The sequence below is a fragment of the Gluconobacter sp. DsW_058 genome (assembly GCF_002153615.1).
Taxonomy (GTDB): domain Bacteria; phylum Pseudomonadota; class Alphaproteobacteria; order Acetobacterales; family Acetobacteraceae; genus Gluconobacter; species Gluconobacter cerinus.
On record NZ_JOPH01000058.1, the window covers coordinates 36905 to 58274 of the forward strand.

Genomic DNA, 21370 nt, shown 5'->3' on the forward strand with positions numbered 1-21370 from the left:
CTGCCGAACGCTGCCATAGTCTGCTGCCTTTCTCGTTCGTATCCTGACGTCAGGAACCGGATCAAAGATCCGACCCTGAAATTCATTCAGCATGGGACACGACTGTCCCGGTTCCTCAGGTTTTTTCTGCCTGAATCGCCCGGAAGACAAGGCTTATCACGGATTTCGTGAGGGATGGGGCAGCCTCCTGTCAAACCTACAAATGGCTGTTTTTCGCCACATTTGATTTCATTATAAATTTCATTAAACGATAAAGTTACAACTTTTTAATGTAAACCTTTCCGAATGAGACGGAAATAATTCAAGACCTTTTTAGTCCGCAAACAAGAAAGGGAGCGACATTGACTGTCGCCCCCTCTGGAAACTTTCGAGTAACGTGAATGTACTGTCAGTCGCTATTACTGGAGCGAACACCTGTGAACTGAATAAGAAACTGAAAGAGGTTCACGAAATTGAGATACATCGACAGCGCATCGTAAATGCTTAGTCTGGCAATATCATCTGAAGACGCGAACGACATATATTGCTGGTAGTTAATCTTGATACGCTGGGTATCGTAAGCCGCGAGACCTGTAAAAAGAGCAACCCCGATTAGAGAAACAAGCATTGCCAGTGGTGCACTGTGCAGGAAGATGTTCACAACCATCGCAATCATGAGGCCAATCAGGCCCATGAAGAGAAAGGAACCGAGTCGAAGAAGGTTAGCTCCGGTGGTGTATCCCCACAGAGCCATACCGCCGAACATCGCCGCACTGATGAAGAAAGTCCGCGCTACGGAAACACCCGTATAGCTCAGCAGCAGGCTGGCCATGCTGGCCCCCATCGTCGCGCTAAAGAGCAGGAAGATCGCCTGCACCGCAGGGCGCGACAGCCGGTTGATCCCGAAGGACAGGACCATCACAAACGCCAGTGGCGCGAAGATCATGATGCCGCCCAGGAAAGTAGGCCGCAGCACAAAGGCGCCTGTTGAGGTTTCTGCGATGTGGAAGAACAGCGCGCGCAGAGAGGTTTCCGCCACGCCATAAGCAACGAGCCCCGTAACAACGAGGCCAATCGCCATCCAGTTGAAGACGCGGCACATATAGGCGCGAAGACCGGCATCAAGACTGCCTGCGCCCGCCTGAGTGCCGGCCCTGCCGAAGTTGGAATTAAAAGCCATGACACCTTTTCCAGTAAAAGGCCCTTTTAAAAAGGGCGCTTGACGAACCTTGGAAGCTCGCCCGTACTTTCCCTGAATGTGGGGCTTTTCACTGTACGGTCAAGAAGACCCTTCATATCTGTGTTTCATTTCCTCGGGAAACGAGCCTCTTGAGACTTTTTGTCGCACTCGACCTCTCCCCCGCCCAGCGCGAAGCGCTTGCTCTCCTCCGTGGAACGCTGCCTGGCGTGCAATGGGTGCCTTCGGAAAACTACCATCTTGCCTTGCGCTTCATCGGCGAAATTACAGATCGGTACGTGATGGGAGAGATTGATCTCGCCCTTTCCCGCCTCTCCTGGACACCATTCGAGATATCGTTTTTAGGGGCCGGCCTGAGAGAAGGCACGACGGCTGACAGCCTGACGATTGGCATTGAACGATCTACTGCACTGGAGACGCTTCAGGCGCAGGTGGAAAAGACCCTCCGCAAGGCGGGATGCCTCCCTGCCAAGCGTCGCTTCCAGCCCAGTGTCACGCTAGGCCACCTCGCGACAAGCCAGAGGGCCGATGCGGCTCGCTGGGTTCAGAGACATAATCTCTTCAGGAGTGAGCCAATGCCTGTCGAGCACGTTACGCTCTTTGAGAGCCTGCGTGGCTACGACCAGCACGTTTATGTCGCGCAGGCCGAATATGCCTGGCACCCTGAAATGCCACTTCTTCCTGAGGATGAATGATTTCCAGCCCAACGACACAAGATCGCCTCACAGCTCTGGTCCGCAAGGTTCGTGCGTGCAGGGTCTGTGAGGAGCACCTTCCACTTGGCGCACGCCCGCTGATCCATGTTTCAGCAACCTCCAGGCTTCTGATCGCGAGTCAGGCGCCTGGAACCAAAGCCCATTTCAGCAACACATCCTTCAAGGATCCGTCCGGAGTTCGCCTCAGAGAATGGCTCGGCCTCTCGGAGGAGGTATTTTACGATACCCGGCAAGTCGCAATTCTGCCTATGGGACTTTGTTATCCAGGGAGACTCCCAAAAGGAGGAGACTGCCCGCCCCGCCCGGAATGCGCGCCAATCTGGAGGAAGCGGGTTTTGTCCCTCATGCCCGCTCTCCGCCTTACATTATTGGTTGGCAGTTATTCCCAGCATCACGTCCTGGGTCGCGGGTCAGTCACGGAGCGCGTCAGGAATTTTCGCCATTATCTGCCTGAGAACTATTTTCCACTGCCTCACCCATCATGGAGAACGGGTGTTTGGGAAAAAAGGACGCCCTGGTTTCAGGAAGAAGTCATCCCTGCCCTTCGGGAACAGGTCCAGAAGATACTCAGTTCCGATTGAAATATCAGTGTCGAGCTAGACGTAAAGTATCAACAAGAACGCCCTGTACGCCTGAAATGAAAATCTGGATTCCGATAGCCAGAAGAATGAGCGCGGCCAAACGACTGACAATCCGCGCGCCAGTGATGCCAAGCATGGAAACGATCCGCTCCGCATAGGCGTAAGCGATGGCAACGACGATGCCCATGGCAGTCGCCGCCGCTGATACGCCCATATAATAATCCGGCGCGGGCATATGGGGCGGACATGAAGAACTCAGAGCGATTGCTACAGAGATGCTCCCCGGCCCCACGGTGAAAGGCATGGCCAGCGGAAAGAAAGCGCGCTCTTTGAGATCAGGTGCGGCAACGGTTCGCCCGCCCTGAAGCGCCTGCTTTTCTTTCCGGGCCTCGCTTGTCTCCGGCTGCTGCAACATGACCCACGCGCGCGAGGCCACAACAAGACCGCCAGTAATGCGTAGCGCATTCATACTGATGCCAAAGAAACTCAGAATCCAGCTACCAAACCAGATGGACACCAGAAGGATCGCCAGAGAATTCAGCGCGACAAGCCGCGCCAGTTCGATAACTTCTTTGCGTGTCCGCCCCTCTGTCGCCTGAGCGAAAATCAAAGACGCACCAAGGGGATTGATGATCGAAAACAGCGCTGGAAATGCAATCAGCCAACTGTTGACCGCATTACCCAGACTGGGTGGCAGGCTCATGACCCTGTTGTGCCTGAGGCGACGTCCGAACGACACGACGCCCGCTTTTTGCGAGCGCGCCGCTCTTCTCCCGTGAGGAATGCCCGGATCATACGATAGTCCTCGGAAAAACAGCAGATCGTCCCTGCCCGGCCTTCCAGACACACCGTCAGACCAAGATCGTTATAGACCGCCATCAGAGACTGGCCAACACGCACAAAAGCAAGTTTTCGGCCTTCCTGACGCGCAAGATCTCTCAACCGCCAGATGGCAGCAATGCAGTTCCGCTCGGCACCCGCCGGATCTCCGAGGCCAATAATGAACTGACCCGTCCGGAAAAAGGGAATAGCTGCTCGGCCTGCTTCATCATGCAGCAAGCCACTGGGACGACGCGGGCCCAGTTCCTGCAAAGCATGAGACAGGCTTCGATAATGGCTTTCGTTCTCCACATTCCACGCTTCGAAGCGGATGCGCGTTCTGCGCATACCAACCCAAAGGGCGAACAGACCGCAAAGCGCAGACAGCCCCAGAAACCACCGGCCTACAGCCGTGTGCGCATCATAAATCATGGAGCGCCACCAGATGGGGCCTAAATGCCGTTGCACAGCAACCCAGCCGACCCCAACAAGCCCCAGCGCCCATAAGGACATTGGTGCCAGCATCGCAGGTGTCAGGGGAGCCACAAGAAGATGGGCCCTGCGATAGTAACAGTTTCGGAAAGGCGCGATCAGCAACATCACGAGCCCCAGAGCAACCGGGGCTTCCCAAGGTGCATGTCGCAGCACAAGCAGGACGACTGACGCGCCAAGAACGCCGAGAGAAACCTTCCATGCAAGCGCGACGCGCTGGGACAGCCCCATGGCCAGCCCAACAAGCGCAACACCCGACACGGTAAGGAACAAATCCGCAATCTGCGAGACCGCAGCACCGAGAGAAGTGCGCAGAGGCGGCAGCTCAGCAACCAGCGCATAAAAGACGAGAAGAATTCCCGCTACAGCCTGAACGCTGGTTGCAATTGTGACCGAAAAATCCGCTTCGGACTCTCGTACAACCTGACTGGGGCGAATACGCCGCGGCGCCTGTCCTGCGGACACAAGTGCCTGCTCTCCCCGCAGAAACAGTTCATGCCCGGCAAACATCAGACCCGCCATGACCAGCGGAATAATGTAATAGAAGAGGCGGAAAACAAGGATCGCGCCCATGATTTCCGGAACCGGAAGATACGGCCGCAATGCCAGAAGCATGGCACTGTCAAAAACGCCCAGCCCCCCCGGAACGCTCGCTACCAGTCCTGCTGTGTAAGACGCGATATAAATGGCAAGGAATGTCCCGAAGCCAAAATGGGCTTCAGGAGGCAACGGCGGCAGCACGCTATACGCAATCAGAGCCGTCGCAGCCATATCAGCCGCACTGACCGCAATCTGTGCAATCGCTATACCCGTGCTGGGAATTTCGATCTCGTAACGCCAGATTTTTACGTGCCGGCGGATGCGAGAAAAGACGACATAAGCCGCGAGAATACCCCAGCAGCCAAGACCAGCCAGCCGCAGCAGAAAAGCGGGCAGATGAGACAAAACCGGAATGGCGTGCGGCTCAATGGTTAGAATACTTCCGACCAGAGCCAGCGTTCCCAGAAGATAGGTTGCTGAGCAAAAGGCAATGATCTGTGCAATATCCGCAGGCGCGACACCCCAGCTCCGATAAAGTCTGAACCGCACTGCGGCACCCGAAATCGCGGCACATCCAAGATTATGCGACAGGACGTAAGAGCAGAAGGCCGCAAAAGAAGAGCGCTTGAAAGAAACATCAGCCCGGACATGCAAGCAGGCCAGGCGGTCGTAAAATGACAGGATAAAATACGACAGGAATGTCGCTCCGGCTCCTGCCAGAAGCGCACCATCCGGAATGTCGCTGAGACTTCTGGCAATGTCCCGCAGGGAGAGATTGCGCAGCTCGCGCCAGATCACCACAACAGCAGCAATCAAGAGCACGAGCCCGACAATTGCCGGGGCACGTGTCAGCAATAATTTCCAGCGGCTTTTAACAGGCCCGCTCTCGTCTTCCACGTCGAGAGCAAGCCCATCATTTTGCCAGTCGTCTTCCCGAGGCGGGCACATCGACGTTAGGCCTGAGGCATCCCGGCAGCCGGGCGAGCCAGTGCACCCCTGATCAGGGCTACGGTCTCGGGCAAACCGAAGAGTGAAGCGAAAATGCCGAAGCGCGGGCCTTCGCTCTGGCCCAAAAGCACTTCATACAGACAACCGAACCAGGAGCGCAGCTCAGACTTCTCAAAGTAGCGCTTGCCGACCTCGAACACAACATCCTGCACATCGCCAGGAGACGTATGAACAGGGAGCTTCTCCAGAGCGACAGCCAGGTCCTCAAGGCCCTTTCGTTCAGTCTCGGAGGGATCACGATAAACCTTGTTCGGGTACACCTGCTCCTGGAAGTACGTCAGAGCGCAACGAACAAGCTTGTCGACATACGGATGCGTTTCTGGCGACAGCGTCTCGTCATAGCGACGCAGGAATTTCCAGAGTGTCTCTGGATTGTCCGCATTTGCCACGTTCGCGAGATTTAGCAGCGCTGTGTAGGAAACCGGGCTGGTATCTTCCGGGCGTACAGTTCCCCCGTGAATGAACCAGACCGGATTTGCCATCAGGTCTACCGGTTCCTGCGTCTCAGCCTTCTGAACCAGTGTCAGGTAGTCATCCGTTGCACGGGGGATAACGTCAAAGAACAGACGCTTTGCACGCGTAGGCTGCTGGTACATGTACTGGCCGAGGCTTTCCGGCGTGCCGTAACGCAGCCACTCCTCGACAGACAGACCATTACCTTTTGACTTGCTGATCTTCTGACCCTGAGCATCAAGGAACAGCTCATAGGTTAGTCCGGCAGGCGGCTGCTTACCCAGAATACGGCAGATCTTCGAAGACAGCTTCACGCTATCAATCAGATCCTTGCCGGACATTTCATAATCGACACCCAGAGCATACCAGCGCATGGCCCAGTCGGCCTTCCACTGCATCTTGGCGTGTCCACCGAAGACGGATGTTTCAAACGTCTTGCCCGCTTCATCTTTCCAGACGACCGTACCGGCATCCGGGTCCACCTTGATGATCGGGACCTGCATCACCTGTCCCGTTTCAGGGTGGATCGGCAGAACAGGGGAGTAAGTCGCGCGACGCTCCGGACCAAGTGTCGGAATAATGGTCGCAACAACTTCGTCATGCACTTCGAGCATCCGCCGAAGTGCAGCATCAAATGTCCCGCTCGTATAATAGTCCGTCGCGGACGCAAATTCGTAGTCGAAGCCGAAACCGTCAAGAAACTGGCGCAGGCGGGCATTATTGTGAGCGGCGAAACTCTCGTATTCACCAAAGGGGTCGGGAACGCGCGTCAAAGGCAGGCCGAGGTGCTTTGCAAGGAGGTCCTGCTGCGGCACATTCGTCGGAACCTTGCGCAAGGCATCCATATCATCCGAGAACGCCAGCAGACGCGTCGGGCGGCCTGTCAGAGCCTCAAAAGCCTGCCGTACCCACGTTGTACGGGCCACTTCGCCAAACGTACCGATGTGTGGCAACCCGGAGGGGCCATACCCGGTCTCAAGCAGTGCGGGCACTTCTGGAGCGCGCGCGCCAACATGCTCGGCAATTTTTTTTGCCTCTTCAAACGGCCATGCTTTTGGAAGCGGCGCGTCAGATGCGAGGGACGGGATGATATGTGTTCTGGAATTGTGCATGATTATCGGAAAACGTAGGCAGACACGTATCGCGGGTCAAGCAGTACGAGAGCAAACGAAGTTTCTCCAAGGCCCCCAAACCATGACGAAATGTGTCAAATTTACTTCCAAACCGATATGACAGCCCAAGCCTCTTCATTCTTTCACGGTCTGTTCTTTAAAGCACTCGCTCGCTTCTGCCCTTCCAGTTAGACTGACCGCAATGCCGCGCTCGCCATCTTTCCCATCTCCGTTTGACGCACCCGCTCTTGTCGCGAGACGAGGCCTGTCCTCTCTCCTGACGCCCGATGGTGAGCTTCTGGACCTCCCGGCCGATGAGGTACGGGAAAGATTGGCGCAGCTTCCACCTCCCCTTCTCGTTCATGGCCCGGCCGCCCTGCGCGCGCTTGATCTCACACCGCTATCCCAGCCTGTCCCCTGGTTTGATCTTCTGGATCTCTTTCTGTTCGTGTGTCCCGCAACAACCGTTGCGCCTACCCCGCGCGGACTGGCGATCGCTCTTGGACTGACGCCGCCAGAAACCACCACGGCGGACCTCCTGCCGCTGCTCTGCGAGACCCTTCTCGGCAAGTTACGGGAAAAAGCTGATACTCCTGAAGGAAAACGCTTACGGGCCCTCCTGCTCCCGCTGACGCGGGCCGGCTGGATCTGGAGTGGCGAAGTCGCGGATGCCATCGGCACAGCCTCCGACCCGGGCAGTGCGCATCCTTATGATGCCGTACGCGTCTGGCGGCGCCTGCCACGCTGGGAGGAAACAGCCCCCAGACCAGCTCCCGGCAGCCAGCCCGTTTCACCGCAGGCCGCGCGTGAAAGACTACGCCAGATCCTTGGCAAGAATGCAGAAGCGCGCCCCGGACAGGCTGACTTTGCGTCTGTTGCCACTGCGGCTTTCGAGCCCCGGGAAACGCTCGGATCGCCCAATGTCGTACTTGCTGAAGCTGGAACGGGCACGGGGAAGACCCTTGGCTATATTGCGCCAGCAAGCCTGTGGGCCGAGCAGAATGATGGAGCCGTCTGGGTCAGCACTTACACGCGACATCTTCAAAGGCAGATCGAGCAGGAACTTCATCGTCTCTATCCCGATGAGGCAACACTGAGACAAAAGGTCGTCGTCCGCAAAGGACGTGAGAACTACCTGTGCCTCCTGAATATGGAGGATCTGCTCAATGCCGCCACCTCTCGGGGGAATGACGGAGCGGCAGCCCTGCTTCCCCTCAGCCTTCTCGCACGATGGGCTGAAGCGAGCCGCGACGGTGATCTGATGGGTGGCGACCTCCCAGGATGGTTCGGCGATCTCTTCGGCCAGGGCACGTTGCACGGTGTGGCAGACAGGCGTGGCGAATGCATTCATGCGGCGTGCCCGCATTACCAAACCTGCTTCGTGGAACATGGCATTCGTCGTGCCAGACAGGCAGATCTTGTTGTGGCCAACCACGCGCTTGTCATGTCGCAGGCGGCCTGGACTGCTCTCGCACCTCCCGGGCTCCCCGATGAAGATGCGACGCCAACACGATATGTTTTCGATGAAGGACATCACGTCCCTGAAGCAGCAGACAGCGCCTTTGCCATGGTTCTGTCAGGGCTTGAAACAGCCGAACTCAGACGCTGGCTTTTGGGTGCAGAGGGAAGCCGATCCAGAGCACGCGGACTCCTCCGGCGCCTTGATGATCTGGTTGAACGTATTCCGACAATAGACGCTCCACTTCATGCCGTGCTGCAAGCTGCGCGAGCACTGCCGGCTCCGGGCTGGAGCGTAAGACTGAAAAACGGAATGGACGCGCCGATTCCGCAGGAAGACGAAGCACCCGCGTTTCTTCCGCTCATGGCCCCCGAGCCGGAACTGGATAACCCTGCCGAGCTGTTTTTTCAGGCCCTCGATCATCAACTCAAAGCCCGACGCACTCAAGGCCCACAACAGGACACCACATACATCTCCACCGAGTGCGATCTGCACCCCACGAATGATACAGTGCGGACGAGCGCAAAGGACTTGGCCAGAGCGTTGCGGCGCCTGCAAACCCCACTAATCCAGCTGACAAAACGACTTGAAGCAACGGTAGAAGACGATCCGGAAATGGAAGCCCCCACGCGTCAGCGGATCGAGGCTTTCATCCGGACTTTGCATCGCCGCGCCATCAGCCGCGTTACAGGCTGGGTCGGAATGCTGGACGCCCTTCAGACGCCCCCCGAGCCCGACCTGACACCCGTCCATATTGATTTCATCCGGACTGAACGTCTCCCCAGAACACGTGGGGCGCAGGGGGACCATGACGTGGGCCTTTATCGTCACTGGCTGGACCCGACAATTCCATTTGCATCGACCATTCAGACACCGGCTCATGGCCTGCTTTTGACATCTGCCACATTGCGCGACCAGACCGGCTCAGAAGACGGAGAAGAAAGCTGGCACGCAGCAGAACTGCGGCTTGGGGCCACGCATTTCATGAAGCCACCAATCCGCGCTTCACTCATGAGCCCGTTCGATTACGCCAAGCAGACGCGCGCTTATGTTGTGACCGACGTTTCCGTCGAAATCGCGTCTCTTGCCCATGCATTTCGGGCACTCTTCGAAGCAGCGGGCGGAGGAGCTCTTGGGCTTTTCACGGCAATCCGTCGTCTGCGCGAGGTCCATCGTCGCATTAACGAGCAGCTGGAAGCTCAGGGCTTCCCTGTATATGCCCAGCACGTTGATGCCATGGATAACGCAACACTCGTCGATGTCTTCCGCACGGAAACCCACAGCTGCTTGTTGGGCACCGACGCTATGCGGGATGGGGTGGACGTGCCGGGGGAAGCCTTACGCATGGTGGTGTTTGAAAAGACCCCATGGCCCCGCCCCGATATTCTGCATCGCGAGCGACGCCGCCTTCTCTCGGAAGGACGACCCGGTGATTATGACGATCGCATTACCAGAATGCGCTTAAGACAGGCTTTCGGCCGCCTGATCCGGAAGGGTGATGACAGGGGTGTTTTTGTGATGCTCGATCGCAGGATGCCCTCGCGTCTTCTCTCTGCCTTCCCAGCAGGTGTAGAAGTTCGGCGCCTCAGTCTGGCAGAGACCATCAGTGATATTGCGGCGTTTCTCACTCCGTCCTGATCCGACCATTTCGAAGACAGTGACGCATAAAAAAAGGCGGTGGAAATTCCACCGCCTTTTTCATGTTCCCGGAAAACCCGAGGATCAGAAGTTCACGCCTGCCTGCAGGAAGACGTAACGTCCCATGTAGAGGTTGCCGTACAGCGCGGCTGCACTGTTGTCCGTTGCGCTGGCAACAAACGGCGGCTTCTTGTCGAGAAGGTTGTTCACACCACCTTCGAAGTTCCAGCTCTTCCAGCGATAAGACACTGTCACATCATGAGAGAAGATGCCCGGGGTGCTGGTACGGCCATAACCGTTGGCACGCTTCAGATCTGTCGTGCCGTCGTTCCAGACCATGCCGCCCATGTACTGCATCATGTACGTCACGCCGAACGCACCATGCTGCCAGCCAACCGTTGCGTAATCACGAACACGCGGATTGCCAGTGCCGCTTTGATACATCATGCGACCAGCATAATTGTACCACTGACCACCAGCTTCGTTCTGCTGCAGGTAGCTGACGAGCTGCTGGAAGTTGTTGGACAGCGTCAGGACATCGTGCTGCGTGACACGGATACGGTAGTCGAGGTCGAAGTCGATACCGCTCGTCTTCAGGCCGCCAATGTTGTCATACATGGACGTCACAGCATTCAGCTGCCCGGTGCTTGCAACACGGGTAATACGATCACAGTAAGACGTGTTCGTGCCCGTATAGCACTGGTCCATGATGTACTGGCTGCTCAGATACGTGATCATGTTCTTGAGCGTGTAGTGCCAGTATTCAACGGACGCAGACAGACCCGGGATCCAGCGCGGCGTGATCACCGTACCGATCGTATAGGTCCGGCCCGTTTCAGGACGCAGCTTCGCGTTACCGCCATACAGCGTCGGTGCCTGTCCAGAGAAGTTGGACGAGAACGTGCTGCTGTTAATGCCCTGACGTGCACAGTTAGCTGCTACGACAGGAGACTGCGCACCGTAGGATGCGGCCTGCACGGAATCACACGGATCGGTCGCTGAAGCATAACCCAGGGACTGACCACCATACAGCTCATACACGTTCGGCTGACGATAGGAGGTGCCGAGTGTTGCGCGGAAGCGGATGTCCTGAATTGGTGCCCAGTTGATGGAGACCTTCCAGTTCTTCGTGCCACCAAACGTATTGTAGGCAGAGTAACGACCCTGACCGTCAATCGTCAGATCCTTGGCAAGGAAAGCGTTATGCAGCAGCGTTGCCTTGCCTTCGATGTAGCCTTCGGAAACATTGAAGCCACCGCCGGTGTAGGACGCAGAGTTCGTCAGCGTCTGGCCAGATTCAACCAGTGCATCCGGGTGATAGGCAAGCTGCTCGCCACGGTGTTCCATACCGAGCGCAAGACCCAGGTCGCCACCGTTGTTCCATGGCATGTGAACAACATGGTTGTTGTTGATGCGCAGGTTCAGGTCACGAAGCTGGTAGTAATAGTGATCATGCGACGTGTAGTTGGAATAAGCTGCGGCTTCCGGTGAAAGCTTGCCGAACGGGTTCGACAGAACGCAACCTGCAGCAGCATTACAAACAGACGGATTGTAGCTCAGCGTGCTGTTGGAATCACCCGGGGTGTCCTGCTGCAAGCCGTATGTCTGCAGAAGCTTGGCATAGTTACCGACGCCAGACGTCTGGGACATGACCTGGTTCCAGCCGTAGGTGTAGGACAGATCGTAGTTCCAGCCGTGGGTGATTTCACCCTTTACACCAGCAATACCCGTGTAAGTATCGGTAGCCGTTTCGCTGCGGCGGTTGCCCCACTCACCCATGCGCTTGGACATGTAGGCGTCTTCACCCAGCGTATTTCCAGGATAGTTCTCCGGAACATACAGGGCGGTCGGCAGCGTGGACGGATAGATGCTGCCAGCAACGGGGATCGGTGCCATCGTCGTGGACGAATTACGATGGGCGTAGTTGAAGTTCAGGTACGGCGTGAAGTGACGGTTGATGTCATAGTGAGCATCAAACGACAGCGTCCCGTTCGTCAGGGAGTTCGTCAGGTTCTGGTCAGCACCATAGTTGTAACGATCAGCCTTCGTGTAGGAGTGCAGAGCGCCACTCTCACTACCGACATAGTTCCCGGTGCTGGTCTGGAAGAGACCACCCGTCGGATAGCCCGAACCAAAGGAAAGATTAGCCGGGTTGATAGGGTCGTTACCCTGAACCGGGCTTGCCCAGGAGCGGTTAGCCTGCTTGATGCCGCTCGAGGTCATGTAAGACCCGAAGAGCGTTACGTTGCCCTTGCCATGATCGAAGTTCCAGCCCTTGTAGCCGGAGATCATGCCTGTCTGGCCGTCGCCATGATCCGTTCCGATGCCGCCACGAACTGTAAGGTTGGCGTCATTAAGGTCATGACGGAGCTTGATGTTGATAACGCCAGAAACAGCGTCAGCACCGTACAGCTCGGAACCGCCATCCTTCAGGATTTCAATGCTGGCAACCTGATGAACGTTGATCGTGTTCATGTCGAAGCAGCTGTTGTTGCCATTGATGGCAGCACGCTTGCCGTCGACCAGAACGAGAACACGGTTCTGTCCAAGGTTACGCAGATCCATGCAGGACGAACCGCCCGTACCATTGGTCTGGCTGTTCGTCGTACCCGAAGATCCCATGGACGGCAGACGCTGCAGGTAGTCACCAATCGTAGTGGCACCCGTCTGCTCAATCTGCTTGCTGGTCACGATCTGGACCGGATTGGCATTGGAGTTGTTCGACGTGCTGAGCGCCGAACCCGTTACCACAACGTTCTCGGATCGATTGGAATCGATGGAACGCAGGGCACGTGTATTGCTGACCGCAACAGGCGCAGCATACTGCGGAGCGGCAACCTGACGGGTTGCAGCAACCGGAGCTGTCGTTGCAGGCGTCGCAGCAGAACGCACCGGACTATGTGTCACAGTCTTGTGGCGCACATGTGAGGACGTGGTTTTAGCGTGATCGGTTGTTGCGGCCTGTGCCGCGCCTGACAGCGCACCCACACCCATAACCGACGCGCAAAGTAGCATATTGCGACGCGATACGATCATAATAAGACGAAATCCTTCTAAAGGCAGTGACCTCCTTTAGACATTTCATTGCGAAAGTGTCACCCCAACTTCCAGCGAGTACGATCGCTCCGTGATGGTTTTGTGACAAGCGTTGCATAAGGGTCACATATGTGTCGGACGCATATCAAAATAAGTCAAAAAAAAAGCCGTCCCACCCTGAGGTGAGACGGCTCTTTTTGTAATTATTCGACATATTCCCCAGCTTTTTAAAACCGGGGAATCTGAAGCGTTGGATCAGAAATCCATGTCGCCCATGCCGCCCATGCCACCTGGAGCAGCCGGAGCCTTCTTCTCAGGGCGCTCGGCAACCATGGCTTCCGTCGTGATCAGCAGACCACCAACCGAAGCGGCATCCTGCAGAGCCGTACGGACAACCTTCGTCGGGTCGATGATGCCTGCGCCAACCAGGTCCTTGTACTCAGCGTTCTGAGCATCAAAACCAAAATTGTAGGTGTCGTTCTCGAGCACCTTGCCAGCGATCACGGCACCGTCTTCACCAGCGTTCTCAGCGATCTGACGCAGCGGCGTCTGAAGCGCCTTGCGAACGATCTCGCCACCGATACGCTGATCGTCGTTATCGAAGGTCAGACCCTTCAGAGCAACGGAAGCGCGAGCAAGAGCCGTACCACCACCCGGGACGATACCTTCTTCGACAGCTGCGCGGGTTGCGTGCAGAGCGTCGTCAACACGATCCTTGCGCTCCTTCACCTCAACTTCACTGCTGCCACCGACGCGGATGACGGCAACGCCACCGGCCAGCTTGGCAAGACGCTCCTGGAGCTTCTCACGATCATAGTCAGAAGTTGTTTCTTCAACCTGAGCGCGGATCTGGTTGCAACGACCTTTGATGTCGTCGCTGTTACCAGCGCCTTCAACGATCGTGGTGTTTTCCTTCTCGATGTGAACCTTCTTGGCGCGGCCCAGCATGTCGAGAGTAACGGATTCCAGCTTGATCCCGATGTCTTCGGAAATAACCTGGCCACCCGTCAGGATCGCGATGTCTTCCAGCATGGCCTTGCGACGGTCACCGAAGCCCGGAGCCTTGACGGCAGCGATCTTCAGGCCACCACGCAGCTTGTTCACGACCAGCGTAGCAAGTGCTTCGCCATCGACGTCTTCAGCGATGATCATCAGCGGACGGCCGGACTGCACAACGCTCTCGAGCAGCGGCAGCATTGGCTGAAGCGAAGACAGCTTCTTTTCATGGATCAGGATGTACGGCGCATCGAGATCAGCCGTCATCTTCTCCGGGTTCGTCACGAAGTACGGGGAGATGTAGCCGCGGTCGAACTGCATGCCCTCGACAACGTCGAGTTCCGTGTGCAGGCCCTTGGCTTCTTCAACCGTGATGACGCCCTCAGAGCCGACCTTCTGCATGGCAGAGGAGATCATCTCACCGATTTCACGCTCACCGTTGGAAGAGATCGTACCGACCTGAGCGATTTCCTCCGGGGAGGTCATCTTCTTGCTGTTCTTCTTCAGCTCTTCAACAACGACGAGGACAGCCTTGTCGATGCCGCGCTTCAGGTCCATCGGGTTCATGCCAGCTGCAACAGCCTTGGCACCTTCGCGGATGATTGCCTGAGCAAGAACCGTGGACGTCGTCGTGCCGTCACCAGCCAGATCGTTCGTACGGGACGCAACTTCGCGTACCATCTGAGCGCCCATGTTCTCGAACTTGTCAGCCAGTTCGATTTCCTTGGCGACAGACACGCCGTCCTTGGTGATGCGCGGTGCGCCGAAGCTCTTGTCGAGAACAACGTTACGACCCTTCGGGCCCAGCGTTACCTTGACGGCATTTGCAAGAATATCAACGCCACGCAGCATACGGTCGCGGGCGTCGGCACCAAACTTAACTTCCTTGGCAGCCATGTTCTTAATCTCCTGTTGAGGTTTTTAACGAGAGGAAACGGGGACGGCTTTTCAGCCGATCACACCCATGATGTCGCTCTCTTTCATGATCAGCAGTTCTTCACCGTTGATCTTCACCTCGGTGCCGGACCACTTGCCGAACAGCACCTTGTCGCCTGCCTTGACGTCGAGAGCCACGATCTGGCCCTGCTCGTTCCGGGCGCCCGGGCCTACGGAAACGATCTCGCCTTCGGTCGGCTTGTCCTTGGCGGTGTCAGGTATGATGATGCCGCCAGCGGTCTTTTCTTCACCGGTCAGGCGACGGACTACAACGCGGTCATGCAGGGGACGAAATGTCGTCATGGATCGCTCCATTTTAGGCCGTGCCCTTCTACAAAGCGACGCGGCCGGGTTACGCGCTCAATTACTGCAGCGCAGTTGGCACTCCCATATCGAGAGTGCCAAGAGAGGTAGTGCCGCCACCCGTTTTCGTCAAGAACCATCGCCCTCGGCAGAAAAAATTTTCTTTCCGTCCAACAGGGCCTCGGAACGCCTTTTCTCCAGCATATCCGCCATTTTCTGACCTTTCGTCCTGCCATGAAGACGACGATTGGTCTCAGCTTCCTTCGCATCCTCTACGGACTTGCGGCGTTTGCGTTCCCGACGGAGATTGATGACGTCGCTCATGGCATCTGCCTTTCCGGCGTTACAGAGACTGGACAGAAATCAATGGACCACAAGCATTCCCAAGAAAAGACCGAGGGCCACATGATCCGCCTCACAGCGGCAGACGGCCACGAATTCGAGGCATGGGAGACGGGCTCCCCCGAGTCCACACGCTCCATTGTCGTCGTGCAGGAAATTTTTGGCCTGACCGGGCACATCAGGGACGTCTGCTCTGATCTGGCTCAGCAGGGCTTCCATGTTCTCGCCCCTGCCCTCTTTGACCGCGTCAAACCCCATACGGTCCTGGCTTACAACGAGGCTGGCCTGAAAGAAGGGCTGGAATTTCGAAGTGGTATTTCGCCAGATCTGATCCAGCAGGATCTGGAAGCCTGCGCCCAAAAACTGAGACAGGATGATGGTCACCGCCCAGTCGGGATTATCGGCTTCTGCTGGGGCGGCCTCATCGCCTGGCTTGCGGCAACACGCACGCACCACTTTAATGCCGCCGTGGGATGGTATGGTGGCGGTATTGCCAACCATTGTGACACAGCGCCGCACTGCCCGACGCAGCTCCATTTCGGCGGAGAAGATGCGTCTATTCCGCCAGGTGACGTTCAGAAAATTCGCGCAAGCCGGCCGGAAGTCGAGGTCTTCCTTTACGATCAGGCTGGACATGGCTTCGGATGCCCAGAACGTTCCAGCTTCAATCAGGACGCCCGTGATCTGGCCTGGAGCCGGAGCGTCGCGTTTCTGAAGCACCACATCAAGCGTGCGTGAGGCCTGACATGGAAGGCCTTGCAGGAAAAATTGTCCTCATCACAGGTGGCAGCAGCGGCCTCGGTGAAGCAACCGCGCGTTATCTCGCAGCACGAGGGGCTTACGTTGCTATCGCCGCCAGACGTCGGGACCGACTGGACGAAATTGTCTCCGAACTCGAAGCACTGGGCCAGACTGCACGGGCCTACACACTGGATGTCACGAACCGCCAGAACGTTGCGGACGTTGTAAAAGCCGTTGAGCAGGACTTCGGACGTCTTGATGTCCTCGTGAACAATGCCGGGCTGATGGCGATTGCCCCCATGAAACGACTGATGGTCGACGAGTGGGACCGGATGATCGACATCAACATCAAAGGCGTTCTGTACGGCATCGCCGCAGCACTACCGATCTTTGAGCGTCAGAAATCGGGACATGTCATCAACCTGTCCTCGGTTGCCGGGATCAAGGTCTTCGCCCCTGGAGGCAGCGTCTATTCAGGAACGAAGTTTGCCGTGCGGGCCATTAGCGATGGCCTCCGGCAGGAGGCTGGCAACGCGTTTCGCGTTACATCCATCGAGCCGGGCGCAGTGGAAAGCGAACTCAAAACGGGCAGCGGCGACAGTGAAAGTCGTCAGCATGTTGAAGCGTTCTACAAGATTGCAATTCCGGCGGAATCCGTGGCGAGGGCCATCGCTTTCGCCATCTCACAACCTGACGACGTGGACATCAACGAGATTGTCCTGCGCCCAACCCTTCAGGAGTTCTGATCATGAGCAACAACCCACTCGAAGCAGATCCAAAACGTGACGCAGCAATCCGCCGCGAGGCCAAGTTACTTTGGGAAGCCGATGGAAAGCCGGACGGCGGCCCTGAAGCCTATCTGGACAAAGCGACGGACCTGATTTCCATCAAGGGCGTTCCCGAGGGCACGCCTGTTGAGGATCTCCCACCGCCAGAGTTGGCAGATGTTCAGATCGAAGATCCCCGCTTACAGGAGAATCTTGGGGAATTCCCAGAGCGCAGCACGGACCAGGGCGATCACCGCCATTTTCCCGTCGCGGATCGAAAAGAAGAACGCGAGCTGCTGGATGATCCCAGCACCGACGCCGGTCAGCCGGGCTACGCTCAAATCGACGAGAAGCAGGAAAGGCACTGATTGCCCTTCCCTTCTGCCGCCCGTTTTTACGCGGGCGGCAAGCCATTTCAGGCTTTGTTCAGAACGCGACCTGCGACGGCATCCAGCTTGGCGACAAGAGCCGGATCGCGCTTCTCGGGTGCGGTGATAATCGCAAAGTCGAGCGCACGCTCGGCGGAAAGGTCCAGAGGGCGCTTCTGACCCAGAACCGGGATCACAGCCTTCACGAGACGGCGGGCATTATCCGCATTCCCCTTCATGACCTTCACCACGCCTTCAACCGTCACGCTGTCATGCTCGGTGTGCCAGCAGTCATAATCCGTGACCATGGCCACCGTGGCGTAGGTCATCTCGGCTTCACGGGCGAGCTTGGCTTCCGGCATGTTGGTCATGCCAACAACCGAACAACCCCATGACCGGTAGAGCTCGCTCTCGGCACGCGTCGAAAACTGCGGCCCTTCCATAACGATATAGGTTCCACCGCGCGTCACCGGAATATCGAGCTTACGGGATTCCGCTTCCAGCGCATCCAGCAGACGAGCAGACACCGGGTCCGCCATGCCAACATGCGCCACACATCCCGTCTCAAAGAAGCTCTTTTCGCGCGCGAAGCTGCGATCAATGAACTGATCGACAAGCACGAAACGGCCGGGCGGCAGTTCTTCCTTTAAAGAGCCCACAGCTGAAAGAGACAGAATATCCGTCACGCCTGAGCGCTTGAGAGCATCGATATTCGCGCGGAAATTCAGGCGTGAGGGCGGAATGGGATGGCCACGACCATGACGGGGCAGGAAGACGCACTTGATGCCTTCAAACGTTCCGAAAAGGAGCTCGTCAGAGGTTTCGCCCCACGGCGTTTCAACCCGACGCCATTCCTTGTTTTCCAGACCGTCAATATCATAGAGGCCGGAGCCACCGATAACGCCGATAACCGGCTGAATTTCTGTTTCCGAAGACATGGTTGTTCAGTCCGCCCCTGATGAACATGTTTGAGGACCGTTCAGGAACACGAGACGGAAGATTGGCGCAAGCCTCCGCTGATCCATGTCCAAAAAAAATCACGCAGGCATTTACGAAGCGGCAAGATGCTCTCTGCCATCATCGCGCCACAGAGCGACAGCAGACATGCAGCCAGCCAACTGTTCGTCTTGAGCGCAATTTGCTAGGACACTCCGCGTAACAAGAATTCGTCCTTAGGATGGTAGGGGAGAGAAAAATGGACCAGATCAGCCCCGTTTTTGCTGAACTCGTTCGCCCGGATGTGCCTCATGACACGTTGAAGCGTGAGGCGAAGGCCTGGTTTGAATCTCTCCGGGACCGGATTTGCGCGTCTTACGAGAAACTTGAAGACGAAGCCGCCGAAGGCAATTCTCAGGTCCTGCGAGATCGCACACAACCGGGACGCTTCGTTCGCACGGCCTGGGATCGCCCGGATGGCGGCGGTGGCGTGATGTCCGTGATGCGCGGTCGCGTCTTTGAGAAGGTTGGCGTGAACGTTTCTACTGTCTGGGGCGAATTTTCTCCCGAATTTCGCAAAAACATTCCCGGCGCATCGGAAGATCCACGCTTCTTTGCAACAGGCGTGTCCCTTGTCGCTCATCCCTGCAATCCGCATGTCAGCGCCGCGCATTTCAATACGCGCATGATTATTACGACCAAGGGCTGGTTCGGTGGCGGTGGCGATATTACGCCAATGTTCCCGGACAGTGCCGAGGCCCGCAGTGACGCCGACTACTTCCACAAGATGTTTGAAGCCGCCTGTAACAAGCATGATCCGGAGCACTATCCACGCTTCAAGGAATGGTGTGACCGTTACTTCCATCTGCATCACCGCGACGAGCCGCGTGGTCTTGGCGGCATCTTTTACGATCAGTTCTCCACTGGGAGCCTTGAAGGTGACTTCGCCTTCACGAAAGATGTCGGCATGGCCTTCCATGACGCCTACCCCGCAGTTGTCAGACGTCGCATGTTTAATCCGTGGACGGACGCCGACCGCGACGCTCAGCTGATCCGCCGCGGACGATACGTTGAATTCAATCTGCTTCACGATCGTGGAACGCTGTTTGGCCTGAAGACAGGCGGCAACACCGAATCGATCCTGATGAGCATGCCTCCAGAAGTTCGCTGGCCGTGATGCTCCGTTCCCCGACCCGCCGTGACTGCCTGAAAGGGCTGGCCGTGCTCGGTGCCGGAAGCGCCATGCCCTCTCTGCAGGCCCGTGCTGCGGACATGCCTGACGCACATCTGCTCCTTGGTGGAACACTGGCGTCCATCCAGGGGCAGTTCGGGGAACTTGCGGCAGGCGTTATCTCCCGCACGCTGGGACTGGACGCGCCCCTGGAGATCACTCCGGATATCGGTCAGGACGGCGTACGTGCTGCCAATCTTTTTGACGCTAACAGCGCCCCGGACGGAAGCACGGCCCTTATTGCGCCGGGAAGCGTCCTGCTGGCTTCACTAACCGGTGACTCTCGCGTCCACTATGATTTTGCACGGTGGATTCCCCTTCTGACGGCTCACACGACAACTGTCGTCATTGCGCGTGCAGAACTGCACAAGACGCTCCGAAGCCGCCTCAAGGGTTTCTTTCACGATCATCCAGTTCGACTGGCTGTTTCTCGCCCAACGGGAACGGAACTTGACGCCCTTCTTGGCCTGACGCTCCTTGGCCTGCGTCCTATTCCGGTGTCTGGGTTCAGTCGAACGGAAGACGCACTGGAAGCACTTGCGAACAATCAGGTCGATGCCGTTCAGCTGCTCCCTTACACGCTGGATGTGCCGGTAGAGACTATTCTCGCCAAGTTGCCGCCCGGTACAGCGCCGCTCTATCATACAGGCGACCTGTCAGACACAGGCTCAGATACAATCCCGAATTTTCTGGAGGCCTATCAGGAGGCTCGCCGCCGTCCGCCTGAAGGAGCACTATACAGAGCCTGGCAAGCAGTCTCCGCAAGTACCTATACAGCTCTGACGGTGGCACTCCCGATGCTCACTCCACCAGATATGGTCAAGAGCTGGAAGCAGGCCTGCTGGGACGCAGCGGTAGATCCAACCGTGCGCCACTGGGCAGAAAAACATCATTTCATGCTGGCTGCAGGCGACAATGCAGCGCCATTCCTGTCCCGGGCAACGCCTGATATTGGCGCAATTCTTGCCCTTAGACGCTGGATTGCCATGAATACACCGCGCTGGCGTATCGGCCAGGAAACGCGACCGCTCTGACCTTTTACCGGCGCTTCGTCCGCAGCAAAATTCGGACGGAGCCATGGTTGGCAGCATGAGGGTGGACAACGGCCAGCACCATGGGTCGGATGTCCGCTCTCTGAAGCCAGAGTGGCAGCTCCCGACGGATCAGTCCGCTCGTGGCGCCACTCCCCAGCCCTGTCACGACTTCAACGCACCGCCAGTTTCGTGCTTTGGCGCGATGCATGAAGTCAAGCAGGCGCTCAAAAGCGTCCTGCACAATATATCCATGCAGATCCAGCTTCGCATCGACCTTGAGCTCCCCGCGGGAGAGGCGCTTCCAGCTCGTATCATCCAGACCAGGTGATCGAACACCGACCCGCAGATCCTGCGGTCTGGGTCGACGAAAAACTGGACGCGCCAAAAGAGCGCGGAATGACAGGTCCTGCTCAGCGGGTGGAGACGGAACAAGCGGAACCCGAGCAGGCTTTACCGCTTCGACTTTTGGCGTGGGTGGCGGGACGGGTTTGGATTTGGGTCTGGAAGGGTGTAGCGGCACGATGTCGCGCACAACCATGCGCCACAGGCTTTCCTCCTCCTCTTTCAGAACCCGTTTTGCCACCAAAGAACCCCACCTGACCTGATTCAGTCTTGCATCCCGCAAATAACCTGCACTGCGTGTAACTGTTTCCATGCTGATCGAACAATGGAAAAGACGTAATTT

The 21370-nt window shown here is 57.1% G+C and carries 18 protein-coding genes; 8 read left to right on the plus strand and 10 right to left on the minus strand.

What is annotated here, in order from left to right:
- Nucleotides 1-388: 388 nt before the first annotated feature.
- Entirely contained in the window at nucleotides 389-1159 is a 771-nt protein-coding gene (locus HK24_RS11100; RefSeq protein WP_086634523.1) for a Bax inhibitor-1/YccA family protein, read from the minus strand.
- Between the two features lie 149 nt (nucleotides 1160-1308).
- Between HK24_RS11100 and thpR the strand changes: the two genes are divergently transcribed.
- The gene (gene thpR, locus HK24_RS11105) at nucleotides 1309-1872 is read left to right on the plus strand and encodes an RNA 2',3'-cyclic phosphodiesterase (protein ID WP_086634524.1); all 564 of its coding nucleotides are present in this window, start codon (nucleotides 1309-1311) and stop codon (nucleotides 1870-1872) included.
- Entirely contained in the window at nucleotides 1869-2474 is a 606-nt protein-coding gene (locus HK24_RS11110; RefSeq protein WP_086634525.1) for a uracil-DNA glycosylase family protein, read from the plus strand. The genes thpR and HK24_RS11110 overlap by 4 nt, the downstream gene beginning before the upstream one ends.
- A gap of 4 nt (nucleotides 2475-2478) precedes the next feature.
- Here the strand turns inward: HK24_RS11110 and HK24_RS11115 are convergent, their stop codons facing one another.
- The 3 genes from HK24_RS11115 to HK24_RS11125 are packed head-to-tail and all read right to left on the minus strand — an operon-like array spanning nucleotide 2479 to nucleotide 6898.
- Complete coding sequence (locus tag HK24_RS11115; RefSeq protein WP_046899648.1) at nucleotides 2479-3177, minus strand: MarC family protein; 699 nt, start codon at nucleotides 3175-3177, stop codon at nucleotides 2479-2481.
- Complete coding sequence (locus HK24_RS11120) at nucleotides 3174-5273, minus strand: lysylphosphatidylglycerol synthase domain-containing protein (RefSeq protein WP_086634526.1); 2100 nt, start codon at nucleotides 5271-5273, stop codon at nucleotides 3174-3176. Before HK24_RS11120 ends, HK24_RS11115 begins: the two co-directional genes overlap by 4 nt.
- A gap of 5 nt (nucleotides 5274-5278) precedes the next feature.
- The gene (locus HK24_RS11125) at nucleotides 5279-6898 is read right to left on the minus strand and encodes a lysine--tRNA ligase (RefSeq protein ID WP_086634527.1); all 1620 of its coding nucleotides are present in this window, start codon (nucleotides 6896-6898) and stop codon (nucleotides 5279-5281) included.
- Between the two features lie 202 nt (nucleotides 6899-7100).
- On the opposite strand from HK24_RS11125, the gene HK24_RS11130 reads away from it, so the two are divergent.
- Nucleotides 7101-9995 carry an ATP-dependent DNA helicase gene (locus tag HK24_RS11130; protein WP_086634528.1) on the plus strand — a complete coding sequence of 965 codons (2895 nt, stop codon included), beginning with the start codon at nucleotides 7101-7103 and terminating at the stop codon, nucleotides 9993-9995.
- An 84-nt stretch (nucleotides 9996-10079) separates the two neighbouring features.
- On the opposite strand, the gene HK24_RS11135 is transcribed toward HK24_RS11130, so the two are convergent.
- The 4 genes from HK24_RS11135 to HK24_RS11150 all read right to left on the minus strand — a co-directional run bounded on the left by HK24_RS11135 (nucleotide 10080) and on the right by HK24_RS11150 (nucleotide 15590).
- Nucleotides 10080-13031 (minus strand): TonB-dependent receptor domain-containing protein, encoded by a 2952-nt coding sequence (locus HK24_RS11135; RefSeq protein WP_198942124.1) that lies wholly within the window; start codon nucleotides 13029-13031, stop codon nucleotides 10080-10082.
- 255 nt (nucleotides 13032-13286) lie between these two features.
- Nucleotides 13287-14924, minus strand: coding sequence for a chaperonin GroEL (groL, locus tag HK24_RS11140; protein WP_064274005.1), 1638 nt, complete (start codon nucleotides 14922-14924; stop codon nucleotides 13287-13289).
- Between the two features lie 51 nt (nucleotides 14925-14975).
- Nucleotides 14976-15266, minus strand: a complete 291-nt coding sequence (groES, locus tag HK24_RS11145) for a co-chaperone GroES (RefSeq protein ID WP_046899653.1) — start codon at nucleotides 15264-15266, stop codon at nucleotides 14976-14978.
- A 129-nt stretch (nucleotides 15267-15395) separates the two neighbouring features.
- Nucleotides 15396-15590: a DUF4169 family protein gene (locus HK24_RS11150; RefSeq protein ID WP_086634530.1), complete on the minus strand. Its 195-nt coding sequence runs from the start codon at nucleotides 15588-15590 to the stop codon at nucleotides 15396-15398.
- A gap of 42 nt (nucleotides 15591-15632) precedes the next feature.
- On the opposite strand from HK24_RS11150, the gene HK24_RS11155 reads away from it, so the two are divergent.
- Genes HK24_RS11155 through HK24_RS11165 form a run of 3 tightly spaced genes read left to right on the plus strand, consistent with a single transcriptional unit; the run spans nucleotide 15633 to nucleotide 17484 of the window.
- Entirely contained in the window at nucleotides 15633-16346 is a 714-nt protein-coding gene (locus tag HK24_RS11155) for a dienelactone hydrolase family protein (RefSeq protein ID WP_083956283.1), read from the plus strand.
- Nucleotides 16347-16354: 8 nt separating this feature from the next.
- Nucleotides 16355-17095, plus strand: a complete 741-nt coding sequence (locus tag HK24_RS11160) for an SDR family oxidoreductase (protein ID WP_086634531.1) — start codon at nucleotides 16355-16357, stop codon at nucleotides 17093-17095.
- Between the two features lie 2 nt (nucleotides 17096-17097).
- Entirely contained in the window at nucleotides 17098-17484 is a 387-nt protein-coding gene (locus tag HK24_RS11165) for a DUF2934 domain-containing protein (protein ID WP_086634532.1), read from the plus strand.
- A 47-nt stretch (nucleotides 17485-17531) separates the two neighbouring features.
- Here the strand turns inward: HK24_RS11165 and HK24_RS11170 are convergent, their stop codons facing one another.
- Nucleotides 17532-18422, minus strand: a complete 891-nt coding sequence (locus HK24_RS11170; protein ID WP_086634533.1) for an S-methyl-5'-thioadenosine phosphorylase — start codon at nucleotides 18420-18422, stop codon at nucleotides 17532-17534.
- Nucleotides 18423-18679: 257 nt separating this feature from the next.
- Here HK24_RS11170 and hemF point away from each other — a divergent pair, with 257 nt between their 5' ends.
- Nucleotides 18680-19597, plus strand: a complete 918-nt coding sequence (gene hemF / locus HK24_RS11175; RefSeq protein ID WP_086634534.1) for an oxygen-dependent coproporphyrinogen oxidase — start codon at nucleotides 18680-18682, stop codon at nucleotides 19595-19597.
- Nucleotides 19597-20685, plus strand: a complete 1089-nt coding sequence (locus HK24_RS11180; protein WP_233126249.1) for a hypothetical protein — start codon at nucleotides 19597-19599, stop codon at nucleotides 20683-20685. Before hemF ends, HK24_RS11180 begins: the two co-directional genes overlap by 1 nt.
- Before the next feature lie 4 nt (nucleotides 20686-20689).
- Here HK24_RS11180 and HK24_RS11185 read toward each other — a convergent pair whose 3' ends face one another.
- Nucleotides 20690-21223, minus strand: coding sequence for a Smr/MutS family protein (locus tag HK24_RS11185; protein ID WP_233126244.1), 534 nt, complete (start codon nucleotides 21221-21223; stop codon nucleotides 20690-20692).
- Between the last annotated feature and the right edge of the window lie 147 nt (nucleotides 21224-21370).

Coding starts and splice junctions, on each gene's coding strand:
- HK24_RS11100 (WP_086634523.1), bottom strand. CDS start 1,159: ATGGCTTTTAATTCCAACTTCGGCAGGGCCGGCACTCAGGCGGGCGCA.
- HK24_RS11110 (WP_086634525.1), top strand. CDS start 1,869: ATGATTTCCAGCCCAACGACACAAGATCGCCTCACAGCTCTGGTCCGC.
- HK24_RS11115 (WP_046899648.1), bottom strand. CDS start 3,177: ATGAGCCTGCCACCCAGTCTGGGTAATGCGGTCAACAGTTGGCTGATT.
- HK24_RS11120 (WP_086634526.1), bottom strand. CDS start 5,273: ATGTGCCCGCCTCGGGAAGACGACTGGCAAAATGATGGGCTTGCTCTC.
- HK24_RS11125 (WP_086634527.1), bottom strand. CDS start 6,898: ATGCACAATTCCAGAACACATATCATCCCGTCCCTCGCATCTGACGCG.
- HK24_RS11130 (WP_086634528.1), top strand. CDS start 7,101: ATGCCGCGCTCGCCATCTTTCCCATCTCCGTTTGACGCACCCGCTCTT.
- HK24_RS11135 (WP_198942124.1), bottom strand. CDS start 13,031: ATGATCGTATCGCGTCGCAATATGCTACTTTGCGCGTCGGTTATGGGT.
- groL (WP_064274005.1), bottom strand. CDS start 14,924: ATGGCTGCCAAGGAAGTTAAGTTTGGTGCCGACGCCCGCGACCGTATG.
- groES (WP_046899653.1), bottom strand. CDS start 15,266: ATGACGACATTTCGTCCCCTGCATGACCGCGTTGTAGTCCGTCGCCTG.
- HK24_RS11150 (WP_086634530.1), bottom strand. CDS start 15,590: ATGAGCGACGTCATCAATCTCCGTCGGGAACGCAAACGCCGCAAGTCC.
- HK24_RS11155 (WP_083956283.1), top strand. CDS start 15,633: ATGGACCACAAGCATTCCCAAGAAAAGACCGAGGGCCACATGATCCGC.
- HK24_RS11160 (WP_086634531.1), top strand. CDS start 16,355: ATGGAAGGCCTTGCAGGAAAAATTGTCCTCATCACAGGTGGCAGCAGC.
- HK24_RS11165 (WP_086634532.1), top strand. CDS start 17,098: ATGAGCAACAACCCACTCGAAGCAGATCCAAAACGTGACGCAGCAATC.
- HK24_RS11170 (WP_086634533.1), bottom strand. CDS start 18,422: ATGTCTTCGGAAACAGAAATTCAGCCGGTTATCGGCGTTATCGGTGGC.
- hemF (WP_086634534.1), top strand. CDS start 18,680: ATGGACCAGATCAGCCCCGTTTTTGCTGAACTCGTTCGCCCGGATGTG.
- HK24_RS11180 (WP_233126249.1), top strand. CDS start 19,597: ATGCTCCGTTCCCCGACCCGCCGTGACTGCCTGAAAGGGCTGGCCGTG.
- HK24_RS11185 (WP_233126244.1), bottom strand. CDS start 21,223: ATGGTTGTGCGCGACATCGTGCCGCTACACCCTTCCAGACCCAAATCC.